This window comes from Mesorhizobium sp. WSM4311 (assembly GCF_002295115.1).
Taxonomy (GTDB): Bacteria; Pseudomonadota; Alphaproteobacteria; order Rhizobiales; family Rhizobiaceae; genus Mesorhizobium.
Map to the genome: position 1 here is coordinate 540,616 of NZ_NSFV01000003.1, position 24,779 is coordinate 565,394.

General features: G+C 58.9%; 30 protein-coding genes. 8 read left to right on the forward strand and 22 right to left on the reverse strand.

Features of this window, described 5'->3' with window-relative positions; all coding sequences use genetic code 11:
* Positions 1-121 precede the first annotated feature (121 nt).
* Positions 122-451 (reverse strand): hypothetical protein, encoded by a 330-nt coding sequence (locus tag CK226_RS09955; RefSeq protein ID WP_245437708.1) that lies wholly within the window; start codon positions 449-451, stop codon positions 122-124.
* A gap of 92 nt (positions 452-543) precedes the next feature.
* Here CK226_RS09955 and CK226_RS09960 point away from each other — a divergent pair, with 92 nt between their 5' ends.
* Together CK226_RS09960 and CK226_RS09970 are read left to right on the forward strand one after the other, a co-directional pair.
* On the forward strand, positions 544-1,236 hold the full coding sequence (locus tag CK226_RS09960) for an SOS response-associated peptidase (protein ID WP_095791712.1): 693 nt from the start codon (positions 544-546) through the stop codon (positions 1,234-1,236).
* Positions 1,237-1,429: 193 nt separating this feature from the next.
* Positions 1,430-1,675, forward strand: coding sequence for a hypothetical protein (locus CK226_RS09970; RefSeq protein WP_095791714.1), 246 nt, complete (start codon positions 1,430-1,432; stop codon positions 1,673-1,675).
* A gap of 118 nt (positions 1,676-1,793) precedes the next feature.
* Here the strand turns inward: CK226_RS09970 and CK226_RS09975 are convergent, their stop codons facing one another.
* The 5 genes from CK226_RS09975 to CK226_RS34840 all read right to left on the reverse strand — a co-directional run bounded on the left by CK226_RS09975 (position 1,794) and on the right by CK226_RS34840 (position 4,773).
* A complete protein-coding gene (locus CK226_RS09975; RefSeq protein ID WP_142887623.1) occupies positions 1,794-2,435 on the reverse strand; it encodes a hypothetical protein in 642 nt (213 codons plus the stop codon).
* On the reverse strand, positions 2,432-2,944 hold the full coding sequence (locus CK226_RS09980; RefSeq protein WP_095791716.1) for a helix-turn-helix transcriptional regulator: 513 nt from the start codon (positions 2,942-2,944) through the stop codon (positions 2,432-2,434). Before CK226_RS09980 ends, CK226_RS09975 begins: the two co-directional genes overlap by 4 nt.
* A complete protein-coding gene (locus CK226_RS09985) occupies positions 2,937-3,311 on the reverse strand; it encodes a hypothetical protein (protein ID WP_095791717.1) in 375 nt (124 codons plus the stop codon). The genes CK226_RS09980 and CK226_RS09985 overlap by 8 nt, the downstream gene beginning before the upstream one ends.
* 214 nt (positions 3,312-3,525) lie before the next feature.
* A complete protein-coding gene (locus tag CK226_RS09990; RefSeq protein WP_095791718.1) occupies positions 3,526-4,422 on the reverse strand; it encodes an ATP-dependent DNA ligase in 897 nt (298 codons plus the stop codon).
* Positions 4,423-4,551: 129 nt separating this feature from the next.
* Entirely contained in the window at positions 4,552-4,773 is a 222-nt protein-coding gene (locus CK226_RS34840; RefSeq protein WP_179301009.1) for an RNA-binding protein, read from the reverse strand.
* A gap of 141 nt (positions 4,774-4,914) precedes the next feature.
* On the opposite strand from CK226_RS34840, the gene CK226_RS10000 reads away from it, so the two are divergent.
* The 4 genes from CK226_RS10000 (at position 4,915) to CK226_RS10020 (ending at position 6,977) form a co-directional block, all read left to right on the forward strand.
* The gene (locus tag CK226_RS10000; protein ID WP_179301010.1) at positions 4,915-5,223 is read left to right on the forward strand and encodes a hypothetical protein; all 309 of its coding nucleotides are present in this window, start codon (positions 4,915-4,917) and stop codon (positions 5,221-5,223) included.
* 531 nt (positions 5,224-5,754) lie between these two features.
* Positions 5,755-6,255: a hypothetical protein gene (locus tag CK226_RS10010; RefSeq protein WP_142887624.1), complete on the forward strand. Its 501-nt coding sequence runs from the start codon at positions 5,755-5,757 to the stop codon at positions 6,253-6,255.
* The gene (locus CK226_RS10015; protein ID WP_095791721.1) at positions 6,255-6,650 is read left to right on the forward strand and encodes a calcium-binding protein; all 396 of its coding nucleotides are present in this window, start codon (positions 6,255-6,257) and stop codon (positions 6,648-6,650) included. Before CK226_RS10010 ends, CK226_RS10015 begins: the two co-directional genes overlap by 1 nt.
* 3 nt (positions 6,651-6,653) lie before the next feature.
* Positions 6,654-6,977 (forward strand): hypothetical protein, encoded by a 324-nt coding sequence (locus CK226_RS10020; RefSeq protein WP_245437710.1) that lies wholly within the window; start codon positions 6,654-6,656, stop codon positions 6,975-6,977.
* Positions 6,978-7,018: 41 nt separating this feature from the next.
* Here CK226_RS10020 and CK226_RS10025 read toward each other — a convergent pair whose 3' ends face one another.
* The 3 genes from CK226_RS10025 to CK226_RS10035 form a co-directional block, all read right to left on the reverse strand.
* Positions 7,019-7,390, reverse strand: a complete 372-nt coding sequence (locus CK226_RS10025) for a DUF1515 family protein (protein ID WP_245437725.1) — start codon at positions 7,388-7,390, stop codon at positions 7,019-7,021.
* A gap of 148 nt (positions 7,391-7,538) precedes the next feature.
* Positions 7,539-7,859, reverse strand: coding sequence for a hypothetical protein (locus CK226_RS10030; protein ID WP_142887625.1), 321 nt, complete (start codon positions 7,857-7,859; stop codon positions 7,539-7,541).
* Positions 7,856-9,001 (reverse strand): peptidoglycan-binding protein, encoded by a 1,146-nt coding sequence (locus CK226_RS10035; RefSeq protein WP_142887626.1) that lies wholly within the window; start codon positions 8,999-9,001, stop codon positions 7,856-7,858. The genes CK226_RS10030 and CK226_RS10035 overlap by 4 nt, the downstream gene beginning before the upstream one ends.
* 446 nt (positions 9,002-9,447) lie before the next feature.
* Between CK226_RS10035 and CK226_RS10045 the strand changes: the two genes are divergently transcribed.
* Positions 9,448-9,690, forward strand: a complete 243-nt coding sequence (locus tag CK226_RS10045) for a hypothetical protein (protein WP_095791726.1) — start codon at positions 9,448-9,450, stop codon at positions 9,688-9,690.
* A 138-nt stretch (positions 9,691-9,828) separates the two neighbouring features.
* On the opposite strand, the gene CK226_RS10050 is transcribed toward CK226_RS10045, so the two are convergent.
* The 11 genes from CK226_RS10050 to CK226_RS10095 all read right to left on the reverse strand — a co-directional run bounded on the left by CK226_RS10050 (position 9,829) and on the right by CK226_RS10095 (position 23,998).
* Positions 9,829-11,688 (reverse strand): hypothetical protein, encoded by a 1,860-nt coding sequence (locus tag CK226_RS10050; RefSeq protein ID WP_095791727.1) that lies wholly within the window; start codon positions 11,686-11,688, stop codon positions 9,829-9,831.
* A complete protein-coding gene (locus CK226_RS10055; RefSeq protein ID WP_095791728.1) occupies positions 11,685-12,035 on the reverse strand; it encodes a 4-amino-4-deoxy-L-arabinose-phospho-UDP flippase in 351 nt (116 codons plus the stop codon). The genes CK226_RS10050 and CK226_RS10055 overlap by 4 nt, the downstream gene beginning before the upstream one ends.
* A complete protein-coding gene (locus tag CK226_RS10060; protein WP_095791729.1) occupies positions 12,032-12,706 on the reverse strand; it encodes a class I SAM-dependent methyltransferase in 675 nt (224 codons plus the stop codon). The genes CK226_RS10055 and CK226_RS10060 overlap by 4 nt, the downstream gene beginning before the upstream one ends.
* A gap of 2 nt (positions 12,707-12,708) precedes the next feature.
* On the reverse strand, positions 12,709-13,677 hold the full coding sequence (locus tag CK226_RS10065) for a glycosyltransferase family 2 protein (protein ID WP_095791730.1): 969 nt from the start codon (positions 13,675-13,677) through the stop codon (positions 12,709-12,711).
* A gap of 250 nt (positions 13,678-13,927) precedes the next feature.
* Positions 13,928-16,567, reverse strand: a complete 2,640-nt coding sequence (locus CK226_RS10070) for an SGNH/GDSL hydrolase family protein (RefSeq protein ID WP_095791731.1) — start codon at positions 16,565-16,567, stop codon at positions 13,928-13,930.
* Positions 16,568-16,636: 69 nt separating this feature from the next.
* A complete protein-coding gene (locus tag CK226_RS35480) occupies positions 16,637-17,227 on the reverse strand; it encodes a hypothetical protein (RefSeq protein WP_245437711.1) in 591 nt (196 codons plus the stop codon).
* Entirely contained in the window at positions 17,182-18,918 is a 1,737-nt protein-coding gene (locus tag CK226_RS10075) for a hypothetical protein (protein ID WP_245437712.1), read from the reverse strand. Before CK226_RS10075 ends, CK226_RS35480 begins: the two co-directional genes overlap by 46 nt.
* Positions 18,903-19,310, reverse strand: a complete 408-nt coding sequence (locus tag CK226_RS10080) for a hypothetical protein (RefSeq protein WP_095791732.1) — start codon at positions 19,308-19,310, stop codon at positions 18,903-18,905. Before CK226_RS10080 ends, CK226_RS10075 begins: the two co-directional genes overlap by 16 nt.
* Positions 19,311-19,532: 222 nt before the next feature.
* A complete protein-coding gene (locus CK226_RS10085; RefSeq protein ID WP_095791733.1) occupies positions 19,533-20,165 on the reverse strand; it encodes a hypothetical protein in 633 nt (210 codons plus the stop codon).
* Between the two features lie 2 nt (positions 20,166-20,167).
* Positions 20,168-20,923: a hypothetical protein gene (locus tag CK226_RS10090; protein ID WP_095791734.1), complete on the reverse strand. Its 756-nt coding sequence runs from the start codon at positions 20,921-20,923 to the stop codon at positions 20,168-20,170.
* Between the two features lie 3 nt (positions 20,924-20,926).
* On the reverse strand, positions 20,927-23,998 hold the full coding sequence (locus CK226_RS10095) for a phage tail length tape measure family protein (protein WP_095791735.1): 3,072 nt from the start codon (positions 23,996-23,998) through the stop codon (positions 20,927-20,929).
* A gap of 54 nt (positions 23,999-24,052) precedes the next feature.
* Here CK226_RS10095 and CK226_RS10100 point away from each other — a divergent pair, with 54 nt between their 5' ends.
* On the forward strand, positions 24,053-24,259 hold the full coding sequence (locus CK226_RS10100; protein ID WP_095791736.1) for a hypothetical protein: 207 nt from the start codon (positions 24,053-24,055) through the stop codon (positions 24,257-24,259).
* Here CK226_RS10100 and CK226_RS10105 read toward each other — a convergent pair.
* Positions 24,244-24,591: a hypothetical protein gene (locus tag CK226_RS10105; protein WP_095791737.1), complete on the reverse strand. Its 348-nt coding sequence runs from the start codon at positions 24,589-24,591 to the stop codon at positions 24,244-24,246. The genes CK226_RS10100 and CK226_RS10105 overlap by 16 nt on opposite strands.
* The gene (locus CK226_RS10110) at positions 24,588-24,776 is read right to left on the reverse strand and encodes a hypothetical protein (RefSeq protein WP_095791738.1); all 189 of its coding nucleotides are present in this window, start codon (positions 24,774-24,776) and stop codon (positions 24,588-24,590) included. Before CK226_RS10110 ends, CK226_RS10105 begins: the two co-directional genes overlap by 4 nt.
* Between the last annotated feature and the right edge of the window lie 3 nt (positions 24,777-24,779).

Here is a 24,779-nt window from a genome sequence, read left to right on the forward strand (position 1 = left end):
AACCGGCGCCGCGGTCGTCCATGTAGCGGACCTCGTCTTCCTTGGTGTCAAAGGTGTCCACGATGGTGCTGCCATCGACGACCAGGCTCGCTGATAGGCGGATCGGACTGTGAGGCGTTCGCTAGCCACGGAACCGTTCCGTGTACCAGATGATCTTGCCGCCAACCTTCATCGGCTTGTGGATCATCAGCTTCTTGGGAAGGTGCTCGGGATGCACCTCGAGCAGCGTGATCTGGATATCGGGCTTGCAGCGGTTGCAGTCGAACTTCAGCTTCAGCGGATCGACGCCGCCGCCATAGACCATCATCAGGTCAGCGGAACGGCAGTAGCGGACGTTGCCACAGCTGCATTCCGCCTTGACGAGCATATTGTGCCGGGTCGCCTTGCCCAGGGTGTCGATCGGGTCGTGCGCCATACTGATAAAAAGAGGAACAAATTCCTCACCGGTCAAGAGGCACTTGACTCTTTTGTTCTCATTTCGTTCACTGTCAGCACGGAAGGAGGATTTCCTACACAACGAGGCAAAGGAACTGAGATGAAGGCATGTGCGGACGCTACACCCGATATCTGACATGGTCGGAAATCCACCGGCTCTACCGGTTGACGGCCCCGGCGGAAATCGGTCGCAACGATGAGCCGCGCTACAACATCGCGCCGACAGAGGTCGTGCCTTTCATCACCGCCGGCGATAACGGCAGCCACCGATTGCGCGAGGGGCGCTGGTGGCTCGTCCCGTTCTGGGCAAAGGAGATGCCCAAGGCGGCCATGTTCAACGCCAGGATTGAAGGCATCGACACTGCGCCGGCCTTCAGGGACGCCTTCAAGTCAAAGCGCTGCTTGATCCCCGCGGATGGCTTCTACGAATGGACAATCTCGCCGGCCGACGGCAAGAAGGATCCTTGGCACATCTACCTGCCGGGCCACGCGCCTTTTTCGTTTGCCGGGCTCTGGGCGTACAACTCAAATCTCGACGTCACCAGCTGCACCATCATTACCGAGCCGGCCGGCGAGCCGATGAAGAACCTGCACGACCGTCAGCCGGTCATCCTCGACCAGGCCTATTACGACGCATGGCTCGACCCGGCGACGCCGAAGGAATACCTGAAAGACATTCTCAGCCACGATATCGGCAGTCAGTTGCAATTCAACCGTGTCGGGCGCGACGTCAATTCGACCGTCATCAACAAGCAACCGAACGACCACCCCGCCCTAGTCGGACCGATCAATCCGCTATGAGTGACGAACCGATCAAGCTTGCCGATGGCATGACGGCGGCGCCGCGGCAAAGTGGACGGATCGAAAATCATGTCTGCGAGTTTGACGAGTGCGGGAAGCGCGCGCCGTTCGGATTCGCAAAGCCGAGGAAGCCATCGCACTGGTTCTGCTTCGGGCATCGCGAACACGGCGACAGGTATTTGGCGGGGGCAAGATGATTAGTCGACCAAGAGAAGCGGACGAGTATCCAGACCGAGTCATCGACTGCCAGGAGGCAATGGAGCCCGGCTTCCAAGCCATCGTCGATTGCATGCTGGAGGCCGGATGGTCGCGCGGCGAAACTCTGCGGTCATTGAAGCGGCTGATCGCGGCGGACAACATGACCCAGAAAGAGAACGCTAGGACGGAAACACAGCTTGCCATTGCTCGGGCCATGATACGTGCGGGCAAGCCGTTTTAGGATAGGGTCCGGGAACCGCCGCCAGACATGACCCTGACAGCCCGGCAGCGCGCCGCCAATATATCGCAAGGAGCGGCGCGCCGAGGTCACAAAGATGCGGCTCAGCAGCGTTGGGCCGCTAAGAAATAAGTCGCTCAAACTCACGCAATACATTCAGGTGGTCGGCATTCCGCAATGGGGCGATCGAAAAGAACACGTTCGAATCCATCGGATGATTTGCTCGTCTTTCGATGCGGAAGGGGTCTGGGGCAGGCCCTTGAAGCAGACCGATGAAACTCAGGCCGATGCCGCGATAGCTGTCGCCTGGGCCTCCATAACTTGCGATGCAACCACCGATAAGACCTCCAATAGCGTTAATCCGGCTGAATAGCGCATCGTAATTTCCGTCCATTTCGAATTCGATAGCGCTGCTATAAATACGAAAATCCGGCGTCTCTTCAAATTTGACACCGAAACGAATTGCTGCGCTTACTAGATCTTCTAGGAAAGCGTCACAGACGTCTGTCCCACCACCCTTGCAATAAACTTTAACGCCACTTTCTAATATTTCCACATCCACAAGATTGCCGTCAAACATTCCTTGTAAGAATTTTACACCAGCCTTGTAGTCAAAATCACCTAAACGTGTTGGAGATTCAAGGAACCCATAACGCTCGTTAAGAGCTCTAACTAAGTTACCCCCGTAAAATTTGGCGCTCGACGGAGATGCTACATTAATAGCTCTTACGGCCGTTGACTGGAGTATTCCGATAAGTTTCATTGTACTAATTGGTTCCGTTCGTTTTGTCTGTAAAGGGACAATGGATTATGCGTACGCAATGGGCCTTCCACCGCATTGGTCTGCTTGCGATCAAGAGCTGTCTTATTGCTAGGAGACGGCGGAGACTGATCCAGTGCAATTGAACTTTTAGTGCCGAGGATGAAGGCCGAGCTGGAAAAGCCCGGTACCGACATTGCTTCGGGGCTGGTATCTTCAGTCTCCCGCATGAATTTAGGCCAGCTGACAAACCGAATTTGAAGGGCGACGTCAAAAGCCTCGGCAATCTCAAGCAAGGTTTTTGTGTTCCAGTTTCCGTAGGATTCACTCTCTAGTCTTGCGATCGCGCTTTGCGGTTTTCCCGCCTTGGTGCCGAGATCCGCTTGTGACCAATCTCGCTCGTCACGAAGAGCCTTAATTTGGTGTATGACCCATCCTGTTACCATCTCCCTCAGATAGCCATGCCGATATTCTGTGATCGATAGTTTCTTGAGCCGTTTTGCGCTAACCATCGTAGTCAATCGCCTTCTCTGGTGATTCAACAATTTCTTTCATTCGCCTGATCGCCGTTGCCAAAATGCCGGGAGGCTTAAGCCTATCGTTGTGTTCGATGGCAAACCCGACGAATGTCAATTCGTCCCTTCCTGGGCCCATAAAGAATAGCGGCCGGTGCGCAATGCCGCCGCTCTCAAATTTAACTTCCCATACACCATCACAATCATTCAGATTGTGCGCGTAGTGATGCGGCCAAGTTCGCCTGTCTTTCATAAAATTGAGTCGCGAATCGAATTTTTCGGCGGCCCTAGATGCGATCGCCATCCAATCATCAATTACCGATTCGCCGGCGCGAACCTCGTATCCTTTGATTTTCCAGCGCAAAACAGTCCTATATCATTTTTGTGATATTGCAAATACGAATCGCATTTTGGTCCCATATCATATTTGTTATACGCGCGCCCCATTTTTGCGGCTAAAGTAATCGATTGCGGTAACAAACTGAGACATTATCGGCTGTAGCGCCGGCCCTTTCCGGGCGCATAATCGCGTATTGAGTCCTTGCCGGAAAATGACAACGGCAAAGCCTAAAGATCACCTAGCCGCAGCTATCATGGCCTGTTGTAGCATCGGCACGTGATTCCTCCCAGAAATCCTGGAGCGAAGCGTGCCTTAGATCCTCTTCGCCGCGCAAGTGCTTCACACGGCCGATGATGCCGGGCTTCACCCATTGCGTCGCCGGCCGCTTCATGCCCTTTGGCGCCGGGCCGGCATGCTCCTGAACGCGCTTCCATAGGCGCTCTCGAATGGCCCGGCTGGAATTGATGAAGGCTGAACCGACATAGCGGCCGGTCGCCCGATCGGCCATCAGGGCGAAGGCCGGCTTGCCGGCCTCACGCTCGACGCCCAGCAGCTCGTATTCCTCGACCGTATAGCATTTCGCCTTCAGCCAGTTCGTTGACGGGCCGCTGCGGTATTTGCTGTCGCGGCGCTTCGACACCATCCCCTCGAGGCCGCTCTGTTCGAGCAGATGAAAGATCGCCTTGGCTTCGCCTGGCAGCGCCTCGCTGAACTGGATCCGGCCGCCAGGCTCGATCATGCTGGTCAGGATCTCGCGCCGCTCCTCGAGCGGCATGTCGCGCAAATCGTGGCCATTGAGATGCAGCAGATCGAAGGCGACGAAATAAAGGTCATGCTGGCGACGCGTGATCGCCTTGCGCAACTCACCGAAGTCCGACAGACCTGCTTCGTTGAGCACAATGATCTCGCCGTCGACGATAGCGCTTTCAGCGCCGAGGCTCTTCGCCTCCCGCACAAGGTCGCGATATTTGGCCGTCCAGTCATGGCCGTTGCGGGTGTAGATGCGGGTCCCGTCGTCGTCGATGATCAGCTGTGAGCGGTAGCCGTCGAACTTGACTTCGTGAATCCAGCCCTCGCCTTCCGGTGGCTGGTCGACCAGGGTCGGCATTAAGGGCGCGACGAACTTCAAACGCATGCACAGAACTCGGCCAGACCGCCATTAAATAAGATTCAGCTAAAATAGTTCCGGGACTTTTGCCGGCGGCGGCGTGTTCGGTCGAGAACCATCTCCGACCATCGGTAGTGCATCAGCCTAAAGCTTGAACTATGGGCCCTTAGCGACGCGCAGCTTTGAGAGAGCCCGCCACAAATCCGCCTCTTCCAGTGTCCCGTCGTCAAAAACTTGGAAGACTTCCAAAGCCAGGTATTCCCGTTGCTCCCGATCTTTCTTGGCTAGGCGGCGTTCATCACACAGTCCGTCAAACACCCGCTGGAGCATGTCCAGATCAGCGGGGCAATAGACACCACTGCAGCGCGATAACGACATGGCCCGGCTCCCCTAAGCGAGCCTTGTAAGGATTATCTCACATAGCCGGTTTTGGTGCGAAGAGATTCGCGAACCTGAAAGAGATTAATTTAGCTCCCGCTAATCCTTGACGCCCATCGGATGCCGCACCAGAATCATTGCATGGCACGGGGCAGCATCAAGGTCGGCGACGAGGTGGCGATAATGGCGACGGTGCTTAAGCGCGTCACCGAAGACCGCGTAAGCGTTTCGATCCCCAGCTACAATTTTCCCCATTCGATTATCGATCCGGCCACTAAGTTGGTGAAGGGTCAGCAGATTGAACTAACCGGCGACGTTAGGCGGATCGACGGTGACAAGGTCACGGTCGCGCTGGGGACAATGGTTACCGTTGATCTGGACAAGGTGCGTCTGGTTCAGAGCCACGTCCCGCCCAAGAGGAAAACCGCGCTGATCGATGAACCGGGTTGACGCTCTATGACCAAGCTTTCAGACCTTGGGCCGCCTATACCCGGCAAGCGACACGGCAGCGAACCGGCACGAGAGGAAGACCATTTCTACCCCTGTCCATATTGCGGGCAGAAGGTTGACCAGCGCGACCTGCGACAGGTGTTCTGGCACGAGGAGCCGGGGCACCAGGCACTGGAGCCGGAAGAAAGCGCCAAGGTCATACTCCTCCCTCGACAATCACCAAAATAAAACCCAGCCACCACCATTGAGGCAGTGACGGGCTCTTGATTGTCCGCTCCGCAAATTGCCCGCCGCTCCATTCACGGCAGCGGCGGGCGCCCCTTGGTATGGGACTGCTTGGGCGTTGGTGGCCCAAGCAGAGATGGAAGGTGCAATTTCGATGCCAATGGGATCTGTGCCGCTATGACACGGAACGGCACAGCACACAGATTTCGGGTAAATTCCGCCGAAATTTACCAGAACAACGGTCATACCTTGCACAAATAATAACTTTAGGAGATGCTGATCTTAAGCCTTGGGAGGGCTGGGGATATGAACAGAAATATGCTGATGGCACTAGTTGCCATTGCGCCGCTGTGCGGCTGTCAAACAAGCAATCAAGCCGACTACATGCAAATAGGCTACGGGCCTAGTTTCGACGTCGCCCATGCTCAGTGCGAAATGCAAAAAGGGTCGGTTGACCAAGGCTATATTGCAATCGGATCGCCCGGCTTCGTTGCGGGGGCCGGAATCGGCAATGCGCTTGGCAACTTGGCTGCCGAAGATCAATACATGAAGAACTGCCTCATCCTAAGTGGGTGGAAGCGCGCGCCGCACGGACAGGGCGCCGCTGCTGCGTCAGCCGTAGCCGCTGGTGCGCGACCGACACCATATGGGATACAGCGCGCGCCGGGCAGTTGGATCAACACGGCGCTTCTCGACTGGTCTGATGCGAACAACAAATGTGTCACCGGTGACAAGGCCGCATGCGGCACTCGAGCGAAACTTGCGGCTCGACTTAGGGCGGCTGGTGTCAACCCGGCGCCGGTCTGATGTCCCAGATTGCCCATCGCGGAATGTTGCTTTGTCTGGGCGCCGTGCTTGCGGTCAGTGGCTGCGGCGCGGACTACCTTAACCACTACGACACCGTGACGCTCGCCGCCGGCGACGCCAACCAAGCCAACACCCTTGCCCAGACCGTCGACCCGTTCAATCCAAACAGTCAAAATACGCACATCGAGGGTGACGGTCAGCGGATCGCCGGTGTCGTCCAGCGATATCGTGGTGTGACGCCTAAGTTGGGAGGGGTGCCGAACACCGGCGTCGATCTCGACTGCGCCGGCGGGAAAGGAAACAATCCGGTGGTCCCGCCGAACACCCCCATCTCCGGGCCGGACGTGAATGGCCTTGATCGCAATCACGACGGCATCGCCTGCAACAGTCACTGAGAAATGGGCAGCCGGCGACATATAGCGGACAACGAGTACAACCGCCGGCGTTATCGTTACAGGCGACCGCCGAACCGCGAACCCTGGTGGCTGACCATTCTGGCGGCCTCCGCCATCATAGGCGGCATCCTCGCGATCGAGAAAGGCCCCGAGTTCACCAGCTGCAACATCAAGGGCAATATTAGCTACAACACTGGTGAGAAAATCTATCACGTCCCCGGCCAGGAATACTATTCGGAAACCCGCATCAGCATGCTGAAAGGCGAACGCTGGTTTTGCTCCGAAGCCGAGGCGATTGCCGCCGGCTGGCGAAAGGCTCGTCGGTAAAACGCTGAGTATCGCGGGGCGGAACGAATTTCATTCTTTCATTACCCGCCCCGCAACACCCGCCAGATGTCGGCCCAATAGGCCGTGACTAGTGATGCCAACGCTGCCGCTGCCATACCCGTCACCCCCAAAGCACCAAGGCCCATCAGCTTCCAACGCGTCACCTCGGCTGTCACTTCCTTGACGCTGGTCATGTCGGCGTTGAGCTTGCTGACCGCGCTTTCGGTGGCACTCACGCGCTCAACCAGCTCATCGGTCTTGGCGTACATTTTCGACCGGCTGGTGGCGGCCCGTTGCTCCGACTGCTCGTAGCTCAGGGCTGCCCTGGCATCGCTGTCCTTGATGTCGCGGCGGATTTCCGTGATGTCCCGCTGCATGTCCTGCGTGGCTTGCAGCAGGCCGCCGATCATCATTTCCAAGCTTTTCGTTCCCGATGTCGGCATCAGCCCCGCCCCTCGAAGCTAGCGCCAGCAGCCGCGTCGCTGGCCGTTGCGGTCGTTGCCCAGCACTCGCTCATAGCCGGGCCGGTCGGCGCCGATCAGCGCCACGGTGCCGGCTGGGCTAAGGCTTGCTTTCAGGAAGCCCGCGCAGCTGGTCGCAGGCGTCGACTGGCATGCCACTCCCGCGCAGGCCAGAAACACACAGATCATAGTCAGACATGCCAGCGAGCTTCGCATTGTCGCCCTTCCTTTCGAGTTCGGCTTTGAGGTCGGCCGCCGCGACTTCGGCGACGCGGCGGGAATATCCGGAGCTGTCGCCACGGCCGCGGCCGACCAGGTAGGCGATCGGCACCGCGGCAATGAGCGCGGCGAGCGCGACGAGCTTCCACATCTTCAGGGTGAGCGAGACAAGCTCGCCCGCCGCAACCAGGGCACCCATCATCGGCGCGCTCCGGTCTGGAAGGCCTCGACGCCCTTGGCCTCGCCATGCCGGGCAACGAAGTAGAGACCGCCGGCGACGGCAGCGATCGTCAGCATCCAGACCCACCCAGGCACGTCGCCGGCGGCTTCCTTCACCGGCTGGATATAGCCGCTGGCCGCGCCTAGATTGCCGATGACGCCGTCGAAGAAGCTGCCTCCCAGCGCCGCGACGCCGGTGAAGAATGCGCCAACCTTGGCAAGCCAGTTCGTGCGCACTTCCGGAACCTTCTCCCGCACCACGTCGGGCGTGGCGTCGGTGCGCGCCGGCGCCAGTACGCGCGGCTTTGCCTTCTGCAGGGCGAGCAGCAGATCGTCGTCTATGCCGTCGCCGGCCGGCAAGCCGTTCTCGGCGCGGAAGGCACGGACGGCCGTCGCGGTCATCGTGCCGGTCTTGCCGTCGACGCCGCCGACCTCGGTATAGCCGAGATCCTTCAGCTGCTGCTGAACGCGGGTCACCGTCGCCTCGTCGACCTTGACGACGGTCGGCACATCTGCCGGCGCAGGCGCAGGATCCGCCGTAACGGCGGGAGATGCCGCCTTGACCTTATCGAGCACTGCCTCGACCCGATCCGGCGCGACCAAAGCACCATTGAGGCCGTCGCCGGTATAGAAGGACTGGCCACGCTTCAATTGACGGTGCGCGCCCTTGCAAGGCGCCAGAACCGGGAAGGAAGCCCATTCCTGTGCCAGGCGCTTGCCGAACTCGGTCCGGCTGATCTTGCCGGCCAGGAACGCCTCATAACCACGGCGCTTCAGAAGCTGGTAAGCAAGGCGGTCCTGAAAGTCCGCCGAAAACAACTCGCTGCCGGACAGATGCATTTCCGGGACGAGGCCGAGCAGAGTATCGCGCATGAACTGCGCGGCGCCGGCGGCCGACGATGCCGCGCCGGAGATCTTCCAATTGGCCTTGATCCAAGCCTTGCTCGACCAGTTCTTTTGGGCGGCGATGACCTGGTTGAGCGTCATGGCCGTAAGAGGCCTAGTCAGGTGGCCCTGTCGGTTGCCGAAAATCGTGACGTAGCAGGCCGGAATCGGACTGCCAGCGTCGGTCTCATAAATAAAGGCGAGCAGCATCGCCGCTCCGGCAGGAACGCTTTTATCCATGGTCTTTTCCTTTCGGGTGATGTTTGGCTATGGTTGCCGGCCCCGAAGGAGGCCGACGAGATGGCGAGGGATAATGATGAACTGCCGCATCAAATCCGGCTGGACCTCAGCGGGCCCGCCGCCGACAATGATGGGCCAATGGGAGACGTGACCTATCTCAACATGCCTTGGGGGAAGGCCAGCGCCAGCATCCAGACCAAGGCCTTGCGGTCATCCGAGATCAACACCTATGACGGCGGCCGGCTAGCGCTTGTGATGGCGTCTGGGTTGTGCTTAAGAGCGGCGATCAGGGCGATGCTGATGTGGTGCGCGAGGCGTTACGGAAGGCGGACTAGGCTGGCTTTCCAAGTGCCATTTCGCTATTACCGGCCTCCTTAAACAACCAAGCGAAGTTCATCCTGAACAATAGAGAGCGTTTCCTCGCTGGGATTGCGGTGGCCTTGGTCATGGCGCTGTTCTTCGTTGCGGTGAGCCAACGTGATAGCCACGACGTCATCAGCAAGGACGGCCAGTGGCAATACTACATCCGCAATTCGTATATGCAGGATGATGGTGTTTATCTCAACGACGGCAGTGCTGTTACCGACACCGTAATGGCAAGATGGACCAGCTCCGGTTGGGAGTACCGAAAAATGACCCCGGAAGAAGCTGACCGCCTCCCCACTATAACAGGGGAGACTCGGGAGTGACTTTAAGGGACATGCAAGTGTCTAAGGCCTAGCGCTGGCGGCGGCCGTCAAATCTTCCCACATAATCAGCCAGTATATCGGGAGGAGCGCGATGTTTCAGGAGGCGGGGGAGCGCCCGAAGCCAGCGGCTGTCCCCTATCAATGACCGAGGGGCGGAACCTTGGATTTAAATACCGCTATAGGAACGAGAACTCGATCTCCTGCAGTCGACTTCGGCTCCAAAACGTCGGATGGAATTACGAACGCATAACGGTTGAAAGCCTGATTGAACGCCGCTTCCGGCATTGCCGGAAAAATCTTTCGGAAGAACGATAGTTGCGGTGCCGTGAGCGTGTGATTAATAGCAGGCACGCCGGCTCCAGAGAAGAGGGCGCCGTAGATACCAGGGAGCACGGCCCATCCGTTAGGATTCGCTTTTGCCTGTTCGCGCAAGGACGCTAGGAAGCGCGTTTCCGGGATGTCGAAAATCGGATATGCCTGCTGAAACGGATTATATGTGCCGAAGGTAATCGCACCTGAAATATAAGCGGAACATAGCAATATCCGCCCGCTAATCCTATCAAGCTCCCTGAGGTAAACGAAAAATGCGAATCCAAAGGCAAATGGGACAAGTGAAACCCACTCAAAGTATCCTCTCTTTATGGCTTGTAAAATCGTCACCTCTTTGATTGGGAACAAATAAGTAACGCCAATCTTGGAGATTGCCCATCCTGCTGCCACAGACACAAAAAACAAAATAACCCTTCTTTTTGTAATGTGAAACTTGCAGCGCGATGCAGTAATAATCAAGGATATTGTCAGGAGTAACCCAAATCCCCAGGCCATCCTACCGGGTTGAACCTTATTCCAAAGGAATACCTCGCCAATACGCGAAGACACCGGAAAGGCCATCCACGCAAACATCAAAAGCAATCCGGCGCACACCACAGAAAACGAGAAGATGTTGCTTTTCAATGTTTCAGTCAGCGACCGATAGTCGACAAAGCAAATAACAGTCAGAGGTAGGAGGGTGGAAACAACCGCAACGTCACACTCATTGGTTTTCATAAGAGGAAAGAAGCCGGCTGTGGTAAAAAACGGAAACACATAGGCGAGCAACTTCATCGCCGCGACGCCGCCGCCTGAAACATCGCGCTGCCCCGGATAGACTGTCCCCTGCATTACCGGGATCAGATCGCCGAAGTACAAAACAAAACTGATGCCAAGGCAGGCGGCTGCCAAGATCGCGACGGCAATATTGGCCGGGGTGATCATATCGCGTCGAAAAGCAAGGAGTAGCACCGCAAGTGAAAATGCGGTCGGGATCAAGAATGGGGGGTAGACGAGACCGAATACCCAGACGGCGGACATCCAGAACAGAAGCGGCAATTTCAGCCATGGGCGGATCGGGAGCAGGAATGCTATCAGCGGCCAGGGAGCGAATGCAAATGGCGGTGCATTCGATGTCCACCACACCTGCACCATATGGGAACAAAGAAGGCAGCCGGCGCCGAACGCCGCGAACCACAAATCGGCTCCAAGTTGCCTTAGGAGGATCGTGTATCCGACCAGGAACGCGACCCAGAGCACAGCGAAATAAAGGGAGTAGGCATAGGCTGGGGGCAAGATCCAGAAGCCCCAGAGCTGTGGCTTGAAGACCAGAGACCAATCCAGAATAGGCAGAGCCCAGAACCCTTTCAGGGACTCATGATAAGGGGAAATCTGGTTGATGGTTGAAAAGCCGCCGCGGACCGCAGTTTGAAACAGTGGCGTCAGGACGATCCATTCATCTGACCTGACAGGGCGAGCTGTCAGAAACAAAGGTCTTGCATCGGCCAAGCCAAGATAATGAAGACCCATTGCATAGTGCGACGGCGTAAGCGCCAACGCAACATAGACGGCTGCGATCACTAGAAGTGCAATCAAAAGTACCTTGGCGGTGCGTTCCTCGATCCAGCCGAGAACCAGCCGGCCCCGATTTCCATCCACCATGCCATTCGTTGCAAGCGTGTTGTTCATGAAGCGGCGATCCAAACACCGACACAGATAAGCGCCGCACCAAAAAATACATTCGAGCCCAGCGGCTCCCCGAGAAGGAAGTGGGCCGCAACCGGCACAATCACAAATCCGAACGCCATGAACAGATAAGCCTGACTCAGCGGAATCGTCCTCAATGCGATGATCCAAGCAAGCGTCGATCCTCCGTAGAGCGCGACCGCACTTGCGAAAAACATCAGGGTGCCCGTGTTTAGCAGGATATCCGACAGGCTGTGTATACGCCCGCTGACGACCTTGAAGATGATCTGGCCGGCTGCGAGGGCGCACACGCAGAATGCCACAAGCACATAGGAAAATATGTTGCTCATACCTTTATGTTGACCGCATAGATCAGATTAAGATCGATGGATGGCACTCGCGCAGGCCACCAATATTCTTCACGGCGATCAAAATAATATCGAATGAATGCCACCAGATTGGAGATGGCGTTCACGTGCTCACGCGCCATAACATAGTCGTAAGCCAGTCCGTTCTGTCTTGCCTTCTGCCTGGGGCCGAAGTTCCTCCCCAATCGCCACATCATCCCCGGGTCGCATGGCAAAACCAACGAGAGCGTTGCACCGGGCCTGAGCACCCGAACCCACTCGCGCAAAACCTCCTGCGGCCTGTAGAGATGTTCCAGAACATGTGCAGCAATCAGGCGATCAAAGCTGGCATCAGCAAACGAAAGCGCCGTCGCATCCTGCGCGAGAACGGTCACATTTCCTTGCCGGCTTGCTGAACCGACGTTCTGGAGCATATCGGCGCTAAAGTCAGTCAACACATACTCATTGAATCGGTGCCTAACCGAATGAAGATGGAAACCAGACCCGGCGCCCACCTCAATAACTCTCTCAAACGTGACATTCGAATCGAAAGGCTTTTCAACCAACTCATGGCTACGGCGCATCACGTAACCTGCCAGTCCGCTTCCATAATTTGCGTCCTCGTACTGACCTGCATAGGCGCCCGACCAAAGATCAGGCGGATCATCCTTCATTCTCAAGGGAGCCTCGTCAGCTGCTGGATGGGGATTCGAGGCACAGCGCTATAGTCGTACCCGAGAAAGGAGACGAGGAACTGGACGCCAATAATGATCGGAAGAGCTCCGACCATAACGGTACCTGCCGTAGCTGCCTGTCCGCTCTCGGCAGAGGCATACCAACCGATGCCGCCATATAGAAGGCCAAACACAAGCAGTACGCACCCGAAAACAAGATTGACGGATGCGATACTGAAGTCTCTAAGAAAATATGAATACAATATTCTTTTAATTATATTCCTACAATGCTTCAACGAAAACTCTACAAGGACGCTACCGATCTTTAGATTGCTGTTTTCTTCTCCGTACTGGGCTGTCATCGGCACATCCACGACAACCGATCTCGCCAAATAAAGATGATAAAGCATGTCCGATTCAAAAAAGAACCGCCTGTTTATTTTATGCAGCGGCAATATTTCCAGGCACGACTTATGAATGGCCGTAAACCCATTGGTCGGATCGAAAACCTGCCAATAGCCGCTCGAAAGCTTTGTCAGGAACGACAGCGCAAGATTTCCGAACAACCGCGCACGCGGCATCGCGCTCGCATCGTGAGGATTAAAGAAGCGGTTTCCCTTACTATAGTCCGCAACACCGTTCACGATCGGGGCGATCAAAGTCCGGATTAGAGCGGGGTCCATCTGGCCATCACTGTCGAGCTTCACGACAATATCGGCATCCAGGCCCAGAGCGTGCCGATAACCCGTAATCAGCGCGCCTCCAACCCCCTGATTTTCTTCATGATAGAGGACGATAACCCGATCGTCGCTCACCGACTTAGCGACGTAGTCTCCAGTCATTTCAGGGCATTTGTCATCCACGACGACTATGTTGCTGACCTCGGGCCCAATTTTGTCAATAACTCCCAGCACCTGCCCTTTGCTTCTGTAGCACGGCAGAATCACGGCCAACCTGCTATTGACTAACATACTCTATGCCCTGACAAGCTGAACGCCGATGTTCGGATAGGTTCATCGACGCCGTGACCATTTAGTTGCAGCCCCTCTTCAACACAACTAACCAGCCTTGGCAATCCAGGAACAGCGCGACAGCGCGGAGAAATGACCGGAGCGGCTGTGCTCCTGTCCGCCGACTTTGCGAACATCGTGCCGGTGTCGGCAGGCGATAGTCTGTCGGTGCGTTTTTGGGAGAGAACCGCACCGATTTATCAGGCCTTTGTCAGTAGTATGCTGTGATATCTAAGCTGCACTGGTGGGTAGCCGCCGCGCCTGTCGCGGAGTTCACCACCCGCACCGACAGGCTTGCGCCAGCCGCCACGGCTACCATGTTCAGGGTATCAGCCCCGACAAGGACCGCCGCCCCGGTTACGCATGTAAGGATCGTCGCTACGCCGTTCACCATCAGCGTATAGGTGTAGGACTGTCCAGCGCCAGGCACCACGCTAGCCAGACACCGCAGGTTCTTGGCAACGCCAGCGTAGGGGATCGTGATCGCCGACGAGAGCGCGGCCGCCGCAGCGTAGGAGCCGAGGTAGGCTGTCGCAGCCGCCGCCACCGTGCCGCCGACAGAGGTCAGCGCGAGCATGGTCTTGACGCCGCTGGTACGCTTGGGAGACGACAGGCCATATGCGGCCCTTGCGCATGCGTGCGCGATCTTGGTGCGCGCACTTCGGGTTTCGTGAATGTTGTCCAGAACGTTGAGGTCGACGCGGTTTTGATCCGCGTTCCATGTCAGGTATCGGGCGATCGTCGGCCCAAGTATCTTGCCCGCGTCAACGATCGCCACAGCCTTGCCAGCGTCCCGGTATGTAGCGACCACGCGGCGGATGACCTCACGATAGACCGGCACGGCCGAGCTACCACCCGAGTTTTGCCCCAAGCCGCCGTAGGTCACCGCGTTGGCGCGATCGTAGAACGCCGGAGTAAGAAGGACCGTCACCTTTGCTCCGGCGATAAGCGCCTGATCGAGCATCAGGGCGAAGTTGGTGGCGAAGGTTGAAGACGCCGTGCCGACCTGTGTGTCGTTGGTACCGAGACCAATGAACACGTCCGTATAGCCGGTCATGACTTGCGCCAGGATGGCCGTAAGCTGATCGGCAAGGGTAGCGCCAGCCAGCGCAATATTCTTGCTGCTCTCCCATTGCGTGCCCATCGAGCCCTGCATGACGCGCGCGATGTCACGCGGCCAGCCGATCATTATGTCGTCCATCTTGCTATCGCCGACGAACAGCGCGCGGACAGGACGCGGAGCCAGCCGCGTCGGGTTGCGGGTCTTGATGATGTTCTGAAAGTTGGACACTTGCGCGCCCGCCGCAGGGCGGTAAACGCCGGGACCGATGTACAGCGCAGGCTTAGCCAGTTCGCCACTGGCGATGATCACGCCATTCATACCAATGGCGTACTTGGTCGGTGTCAGCATATCGACGGTCATCGACGCCTTGGTGAGCGTGTACCCGGCTTCCGTCTGCGCCGCGAGGCCATCGCCGAAAGAGAACACAGAGGTTTCCGTGAAGGTAGCGGCGGCGGTAAGCTTCTTATGGACCATGTCGCCGCCGACAGCCGCATAGACAGCGTGATAGCCGCCCTCATAGGCCAGCACGACATACCCGGTATCCGCGGCATTGTAGCCGCAAACCCATGAGTATTGGCACCCCGGCTCGGGCACGATCCCGGCAAAGATCAGAGTGGTAAGGTCCGCCGTCGACCAGTCGATGTTAATGAGGTTGGTGGCCTTGGAGATGCCGGTTGCCGTCGCCGAGGTGGTGTTGCCGTTCGGCCAGGCAAATTTCAACATCGTGGCGGTGTTCATGTCCACCACGGTCGGTTCGTCATAAGCCACGTCGCCATCGGTGAGGAAGTCGAACTTGTCCACCGGCTCGGCGTGATGCTGGAAGGTGGTCAGAAGCGCTGTGCTGTTGAACAGTAGTTCGCCTGTCCCGACTACGGTCACGGCGGGGTCGTTGGCAACTTTCTGGGCTTGCGTCCTGTCGTTGTAGACGTTCGGACCAGTGAACGTCGGGTTGGCTGTAGCATCGATCGGGACGCCGGTGAAGTCGCTGGTTGTCGCGAAGTAGAAAACACCAGTGACCTTCTTGACCATGACCAGGCGTTCACCATGGGTGAGCGCGGCCTTTGCCGCGACCCAAGCCGCATCGTTGTTCGTAGCCCCATCATCGACAAACCCGAATTCGGTGGAGAATCTTCCCGTTGCCGCCTTGTCGACAGATGCGGCGGCCAGCTCGGCCCTCGTCGCCGCAGCTTCCGCCGCTGCCTGAATCGCCGCGCTGACCTGGTCCGTCAGCAGACGGAACGTCGCACCGGATTTGTATCCAGCGATAACCATGCCAGCGACGAGGCCGCCAGCGACGACGTTGGCGCCGGAGCTGGTCTTGATGGTCAGCGGCGTGCCCCCGTTGAAGGCGACCGTCACGGGCAAGGCGGTGTTGGCCTCGAAGACACTGAAGACGATCAGCGCACCGCCGTCAGCGGCAGGCACCGGAATGCTTGATGTCGCCACGATGGCATTCGGCGATCCGGCGCCGGCATCCGATGCCATGATGAAGGAATAAGGCAGATCGGCGACGCGCGTCCACGATCCGGTCCCAGACGCGCCGATCTTGCGATAGATGCCATTGTTGGCGACTGTGGCATCGCCCAGCACCCACGCTATCGAGTTGGAATCGTGCAGCAGATCGGCATCGAGATGCGTCCTGGTGTCGTAGATCAAGCCGCCATTCGACAGAAAGGCGGTGATGATGTCCTCGACCCACGTGCCCCATGCCCGCATCTGCGCCTTGATCGGCTGCGCCGGATTGGAAGACGGCCCGTCGGCCATGATCGTGTTCATCAATTCGGGCATATGAAAGTGCTCCTGGACTGGAGACCCACCGGGAATGGCAGGGCAATGAAGATGAATCGGGTGGGGGTTTTAGGTAACGACTTTCGGTCCGGTGGCGACGCTTGTGGTGCTCTCGACACCGGATCCGTTCGCCGAGCGCAGCCAATAGTAATAGGTCCCGGCCGCGCGCCCGGTGTCCGTCCAGGCATCGGCCGATGACGGTGCACCGTATTCCGTGCGAACGAGGGTCGCGGTGCCCTCATTGTTCACGGTGTTGCGCCTGATGTTGGTGGCGACATAGTTGCCGGAATTCGGCGTGTTCCAGGTGAGCGCGACCTGGCCGACGCCGCCCGTAGCGACCACGCTGGTGACGGCGGCTGGCGGCACCGTGTCGACCGTCGAGACCAGCGTCACCGTGCTTGTCCACGTGCCATAGCTGTTGTTAGCGCCGATATAGGCGGCCTGAACGTCGATCGAATTGTTGGATGGCACCGGATTGGTGTTGACCACGATGAGGCCGGCCGACGGTGTCGCGCCAGGGAACTTCTGTTCAACCCATGCGCCGTGAACGCCCCCGCCAATGTCCGATATCCGGTAGTGAACAACCGGCGTGACATCCACCCGGTTCGGATCGATCAACACGACGCGGACGTAGACAGTGCCGCCCCCCGAGACAGCCACGGCTGTGTCGATGATCGGGTCGGGATGCCGGCCGAGACCGGCTTTGGCGGTACAGGCGGCGCCGATCCCTCATCGCGCGCCGGGTCCCAGGCGTCGATATCGTCGGGCATCATCACAAAGGTCATCTGGAAGCCGCCGCGCGACACCGACAGGACGGACCGCCTGTTGTTGATCAGTTTGCCGTTGAGCGACGGTAACCGCCCCGGCGTGTTCAGCCGGACCCACGGCGCGTAGATGGCATTGATGCCCGTGAACCTGACATCGAGCGTGCCGCGCCTCTTGGCTCGCGCACGGGCAAATTCGCGCTTGCCAAGCCTCCGCGCCTGGCGCCATTGCTGGCACCAGATGTAATTGCCATCCTGCGGCAGCACACGGCCGGCCGCGATCTGCGCTGCGGTATCCTCGAAATAGTCGGTATCCGTCGTCGTATAGTCGGTCGCCGGATAGGTGAATTTCGGGATGAACTGATTGACCTCTTCTTCCGGCAACACGTCATGCTGCACGGTGTGGCCGACAATGTCGGCATCGGTCAGCGTGGCGACATATTTTTCGCGAAACTTGCCGGCGACGACAAGCAAGGCGCCATCGCCGCGCTCGCACATCCAGCCGTCGCATGTCGCCAGGATGGCATTGGTGCCGCTCTTCGGATCGCGCTCGGTGGTGTCGAAGCCGCCGCATTCGTAGCGTTTTTCGGTTCCGCCGGAAGCCCGCGGTACGTCCTCGTCGCAGACATCGGCTTCCTCCTGCCACATGTCGAGCACGGGCAGCAGCGCCTTGCGAAAATCGCGCTTGGTCCCGAATGGGTTGAAGCACTCGTGCCAGGCGAGATGGAGGATCGGATTGCGAGAGAAGGACCAGGTCGACGGGTCTTCAGGACTTTGCGACGGGTTGCGGAAATCCCAGACCAGCGCGAGCTGCGCGACCACTGAGAGGGCCGGCTTGCCATAAGGGAAGAACTGCTGGAAATATTCGACATTCGGGCTCGTGCAGAGCATGCCGACCGAGGCCTGCCCGTCTCCTCTGTGATTGCTGGTCCATATGCCCTGGCCCGACAGCGGCGTGACAAATTCTGAAATCGCCGTCTCTGGGGTAAGGCCTAGGCGGCTGTAGATCATCACCCATTCACGGGTGTCATTGCCGTAGCGCTTTCCGTCCGGGCTGACGACGCGGTTGCCGCTGAGAGTGACCTTGTCGTCGTTCAGATAGTAGCCGGTGTAGGCATTGATGCGATGCCCGACGATCGCCTGCACCGAATACATCTTGTTGTCGAGCGCTTCCCACAGCATCATTGCGCCCGCCAGCCGGGCTTCACCCACGCCCCAGAACCGGTATGGAATAGGCTGTGTCAGCGGCGCGCGGCCATCCTCCGGTTTCGGCGGCTTGGGCGTCAGAAGATATTGCACGCCGGCGACGATCGCCGTGGTGACGATCGCCGAGGCGATCGCCGCGTAGGAGATGGTCGCGCCGAAAAGCGTAAAGCCGCCGCTGCCCAGAATTGCGGTGAAGATCGGCGTGAAGATCGGGTCGCGGTGAACCGGCCAGCGATATTCGCCGCTCCATCCGCTGGCGACGATCTCCTGCGTCGTCGCCGTCTCAAAGGCGCCGATGCCGGGATTGTAAGTGCCCTTGCGCGACGCTTTCGCCAGCGCATGGCGCAGCGCATCATCGAACGGGTTCACGCTATGCGCCATGCCACGCCAGTCCAATCGAGATGCTTGACCATGACGCCGCGCGCCGACATGACGGCCCAGAGCGGGCCGAAACGGATGGCCGGGATTTCCTGGACCCTGGCGCCGGCGGCGTCGAAACCGGTCATGGCCAGGACCATTCCGATATCGCCGTCACACGGCGCCTGGATACGATGGAAGCCGAGCGCGGAGAGTTTCGCGCCGACAAGCCGTTCGGCGCCGCCAGAGACGCGCAGGATGGCAGCAGCAGTATCCGCGTCGAAATAGGTGCCCCGCAATTCGGCACCCGGATCCTTGCCGGTCGCGGCGACAACCCAGTCGGCCGCGAAGAGCGTGCAGTCGGCGTAACCCCACTGCCACCGGTGCGGAAGCCGGATGTATTCTTCCAGCGTCATGCGTTATACTTTCAGTTGCCAAATAGGAGAAGCGAGGTTGTCGACCAGGAAGGTCCAGCGGAATGCCGAAATCCTGTCGATGAAGGCAGCCGGCAATTCTGCCGCAGAGATTGCTAGAAAGATCGGATTGTCGGCCAATCGGGTCCGCATGATCTTGAAGTTTTACGATCGGTATCCAGCGACCAAAGCGTCTGACCTTCATCGCCCGTCAGAGCATCTATCTCAGTAATTCGGCCAGGCCGGCGCGACGCCGCGCGCCAAACGCGCGGTGCCGTCGCAGAATTTGTCTGTCGGATACATCGCCTTCTGGTGTGGCCCCGACCACAGCACCAACGACGCCCGCGACCTGGTGTTGTTGCCCGATACAGTGGCGAGCGTGATGGTGGTGGCCGGGTTTTCAGTGCCGGACACTGCCGGGCTCGATTCCGTCGGATGCGACGCCGTTCCCGTCCATAGCGCGATGATCGGGCTCGTGGGCTGGTAGTATTCGTCAAGCGTGGTGATGCCGATCTTCAGATCCTTGCCGCGAACATCAGGCATGGTGTCGAGGACTTTCGCCGCGGTATCCGGATCGATGCCGGAGATGCCGAACTCGACACTGGAGCTCTGCCCGTTGACCAGCACCTCGAGCGTCGGGATGTTGAGCAGCCGGCCGCCGCCGAGATAGACCGTGCCGTTCTCATCCAGGCTATCGAAGCCGGCCGGGATGTCGTTGACGCCGGCCCAGATATGCAGGCCGGGATCAGTATCGAGCCGAAAGAAGATGCCGAGCGTATGGCTCGACGCCATGCGGTCGAGAACGGATTGCGGCACATATTGCAGGCTGTAGGAGCCGACAAGGTCCTGCCAGGCCATGTTCAGAAGCCCTCGACGAATTGGAGTGTCGGCGACGACTGCCACCAGCCTTCGGCCTCCCATGCCAGCGAGAAACTGGCCGGGAATTTCATGACGCAGCGGGGCCGCGCGAATTCGACCCGCGTGCCCTGAATGACCGCCTCGCGCAGCGGACGATCGAGCGACAGCGTGTAGCGCTGGCCGGAGCGCGCCACGCCGTCGATTGTCTCAAAGGCCGGGACAGGGTCAGTCTGATCCCAATGGCGATAGGCGCGCCAACCCTTGTTTGGATGGTAGATCGAGAACCAGTCAGACCAGCGCAAATTGCGGGCCGCGCCATAGATTCGAAGCGTGACCTTTCCGGCATTGAGCGCGGCGGCATCCATATTGGCGATCACCGTCGTCTGGCTGTACCCGGCACCATCGGAAAACAGCGCTCCGTCGGAATGCGGGATGCCTGATATGACAGGCTGCGGGATACCTCTCGCATTGAGCGGGAAAGGCCCCATCCAATCGGAAATGATCGGCACATTCATGAACCGGACAGAGCTGTTCATGCGCGCCGCGATCCAGTTGATGTATTCGTGCTGTTCCCGATCTTTGACGACGCAGCCACCATAGGAGCCGACCAGAACTCCGCCGCCGCTGGTCTCGATCGTGACAGATTCCCCAAGACCATTGCGGCCGCCTTCCAAACCGCCACCCTTGGTATCGAATGACATTTTCGTAGGCTTAAGAAAGTCGACGTCCAGCGTAGGGAGATCCGTGTAGCGCCCCATCGCTCAACCCTTCTGTGACGTATAGCGACGCTGGGTCTCACCAAAGCCGCCGTTAACCTGCCCTTGGTGATACTCGCCGATCGCTTCCTGGGCGCCCTGCTTGGCCAGCATGCGAACGTGCTCGTCTCCGCTGGCACCATTGACGTGGACATGCAGGTCCACCTTCGGCGGCGTCGACGACTGGCCATTTCCGTTGGCCGCCATCTGGATGGAGCGCGGGTTGCTCCGAATAACGTCGCCGGCGCGAAGCTTGCGCAGCTCCGGACCGCGTTCGCCGACCCATGCCCACCCTGCCGGAGCACTTTCCGTACCATCCGCGAAACCGAACAGCTTGGGAAGGAAGCCGAGCAGTGTGCCAAGGAAACCGCCGCCAGAAGAGCCCGACGAGGCGCCCCCGCCGGAATATCCGAGGATGTCCGACAGAGTGGTGTTCGCCTGGAAATTCTCCGGTTTCAAACCGTCGAGGATCGAAGCAAGACCGCCCTTCCCGCCAAGGCCGCCGGCCAGGCTCTGAACGGTGTTAGTGACGGTGCTGTCAAGACCGCTGAGACTGTCAGACGCCTTGGCGACGGCGGCGTTGAATTTGTCGACATAAACCGATCCCGACGTGCCCAAAACATCCTTGGCATTGGCGCCCGTGGACAGGGGTCCGCCAGTGAACCATGCCGACGCGGCATCCTGCGGATTGCCATATTTGGACAGGTATTTGCCGAACTGCTTTTCGAAAACCGCATCCTGTGCGCCCGGATTGGACAGGAAGTCTTTCGGCGACATTACCTCACCGAAGGTCTCTTTCGACCATGACGGCAGATTGCTCTTCATGACCTGGTAGGCGCCGAGCGCCTGGTTGCCATTTTTCAGCATGGGGCCGAGGGCGGAATAACTGCCACTCCCTGCGCTTTCTATCGACCGGATCGCAGCGGCATACGCTGACATGCCATCGCCACCGACGGCGGCGAGTGGCGCGCGCGTGACGGCACCTGGTGCGTAGTTGTCGTTCGCACCACCAAACAGGGAGCCGACCACGCTAGTCCCCGCTGATGCAAGACCACCGCCGCCGGGCATTTGCCCTGTCAGCGCCGAAGCGAACGCCGTCGCCAAACGGTCGAAGATATTGCTCCAAGCCTTATCCATCGAGTTGGTCAGAGCATTCAGGATCGAGGTGCCCAGCGACTTGCCGATATTCCCGCTGCTGTTCAGCAGTTCCGATTTGAAGCCGGACAGGAAGCCCACGGCCAACCCTTTCGCATCAGCGAACCTGGTAGCGTCGCGCATCTGCTGGGCTTCAGGTGAATCCATGCCGATGCCGGTGTTGCGGAGGCGGGCCGCGATCTGCTGGTCGCCCGCTGAGAGAAATTGCTGCGAACGCTCAAAGGCCAGATCATTGCCCAGTTGCGCCCGAGCGATCTGGTCAGCCATCTTCCCGTAGCCGTCGGCCTTCTGCTTGATCAGCTCCAGTTCCTGTTGATCGACGGGAACATTGTTTCGTGCCGCTTCCTCGCGAAGCTGCTGGGTCAACTGAAACTGCATCCGCATGGCTTCGGCCGCACCAGCGGTCTTGCCGATCAGATTGAGGTCAAGTTGTTGCGAGGCAAAGGTGGCGTCGAGGGAGCGCTTCCGTTCCTTCTGCGCCTCATCCAGAGCATGTTGCGCGGCCAACGCCGCCTGTTGGCCGGCCATGTCGATGCGGCGGGCGCGCTCGGCCGGATTTTCATTGTCATTGTACTGAGCGCCAGCCTGGGCACGCGCGGCTGCGGCCAGTTCGGCTGGCGAGCGAGCATAAAGCCCCTGCCGCTGGGCATCGAAGGCCTGTTGAGCCCGAGAGGCGGAAACAGCCCCGCCGGCGTTGTATCGGTCGAGCGAGCTCATGTCTTCGGTGCTGAGAGAACCGCGGCGAAGTGGCAAGCCGCCCGGACCCACGCTCTTTGCAAGCGCGTCCTGTGCGATCTCCAGTTGCTTCAGTGCGCGTGCTGCGGCATCCGCGTCCTTGGTCAGATCGATCAGCTTGCCTGCCGATTCCGTCAACGCGGCATTGTTCGGATCAAGCGCCCACTTGTCCTCGACCATCTTACGGAAACCGATGATGTCGGGAGTACCGGATTGCGCTGTCTTTTGCAGGTAGGTGATCGCATCCGCGAAAGGCTTGAACTCCGTCAGCGGTGAGAAATGGTAGCCGCCGCCGATGCTGCCGGTGCCGAGATCAGACATCGCTCCCTGGGTTTGGTTCGCGATCTGGATTTTCAACCCGGCCTGCGTCGACGAGGAAAGGAGTTGCAACCCATGTAGGTTGGAAACGGAAAACGCGTCCTTGGCCTTGTCGGCGATAGATCCATAGATTTCGCCGATCCCGCGCAAAACGGAGGCATGATCCTTCAACAGGTCGTCGAGGCTCTTCACTTCCTTGCGCGTCGAGATGATGTAAGTGGCAAGGCCAGCAACAATCGCCACGCCAGCGCCAGCAGCGAGACCGGCAGGCGTAACCAAGAATGCGAGAAGCGCCTGCCCGGCAGTTTTCGCCCCGGACGCTACAGCCTTCAGCGAGCCCCTCAACCCTGTAGGTCCGCTTTCCAGCGCGTCGTAGACCTGACCAATCTGGGAGGCAAAAATCTGCACAGGTGATGCACCCAAGGCGAACATCGTGATGACGTCGTTGCCCTGCCGAGACAGGTTGAGCATCTGGTTCGACGTCAGCCGCGCCGCGTTCGCGTTGTCGTTGAGCGCTTTGGTCGACTTGTCTGCTGCCGGGGCTACTCGGCCAATCCCAGAGACGACCTGTGCCGAACCCGAGCCCATGCCGGCCAGAGTGGTGTTGGTCTTCTCCGCAGTGGCAACGAGCTTGATCAGGGACGCATTGCTTCCCTCCGCAATGCTGGCCAGCTTGAGGAGCGTGGCATTGGCCTGGTCGACGCCGGCCGAGATCTTGGCTAGCGCCGCATTGGAGCCCGCCGATGCGGATTGTAGCCGCTTCTGCGCCGCCTCAGCCTTCGCAGACGCCGCCGTCAGTTTGTCGAGGTTCGTCTCCGCCGTGACAGCCTGAGACGAGTCGACAGCCAGACCCAGATTGGCAACGGTCACCGCATCACCTCATTGCACCGCGAACATTGCATCGAAATAGTCCTCGGTTATCGGTTGAGCGGTGACTTCGATTGCAGGCTTCGGACCTTCGCCGAATACGGCACGAAGGACGGAACTGATCATGTCGCCTCGCCCATCAAGGCCGACCAGGATTGCGTTCACGTCGGCCCTAAGCGTCTGCTCTTCGGTCCAGCCGAGCCAGCCAAGGGCTTTCTCGGCCAGATCGTCGTAATATTCAGCCAGGCTTACGCGGGCTTCTGAGGGTCCGCAGCTTCCTCTCCTCCCGACATCGGGCGCCCGCCATTGGCTATGATGGTCAGGTAGGTGGAGATCGGCCCGACAAGATCGGTCAGACCCGTGCGCCATACCTTTTCGGGAATGGACTTCGCATCCTGGCCGGTCGCGCCGAGGCCGAGCGCCACGACCGACACGATCACGTCGAAATCGTAATTGCCGACGGCGCGAACGGCGCTGGAAATGCCGCCGCTCTGGCGAGAAATGGCCTGCGCAGCCATCAAGGACGGGCGAAGCATGACGGTCTCGCCATCGAGCTCGATCTCGACGTTTCCGGCGCCCAATGCTGGCTTGCTCATGCTTTTTTCTCCACTTCGACCTTGGGCGCCTTGATGGGGATGCCGGTCGCTTCGAACGGGGCCGGTATGGCCGACGCTTCGGCCTTGGTGAGGTCGAGCTCGATGAAGTTGCCGGGCGCTAGAAGGTATTCGTGCCCGTTGTGAGACAGCTTGTGCGCCTCTTTGCCGATGTTCGTGATCTTCATATC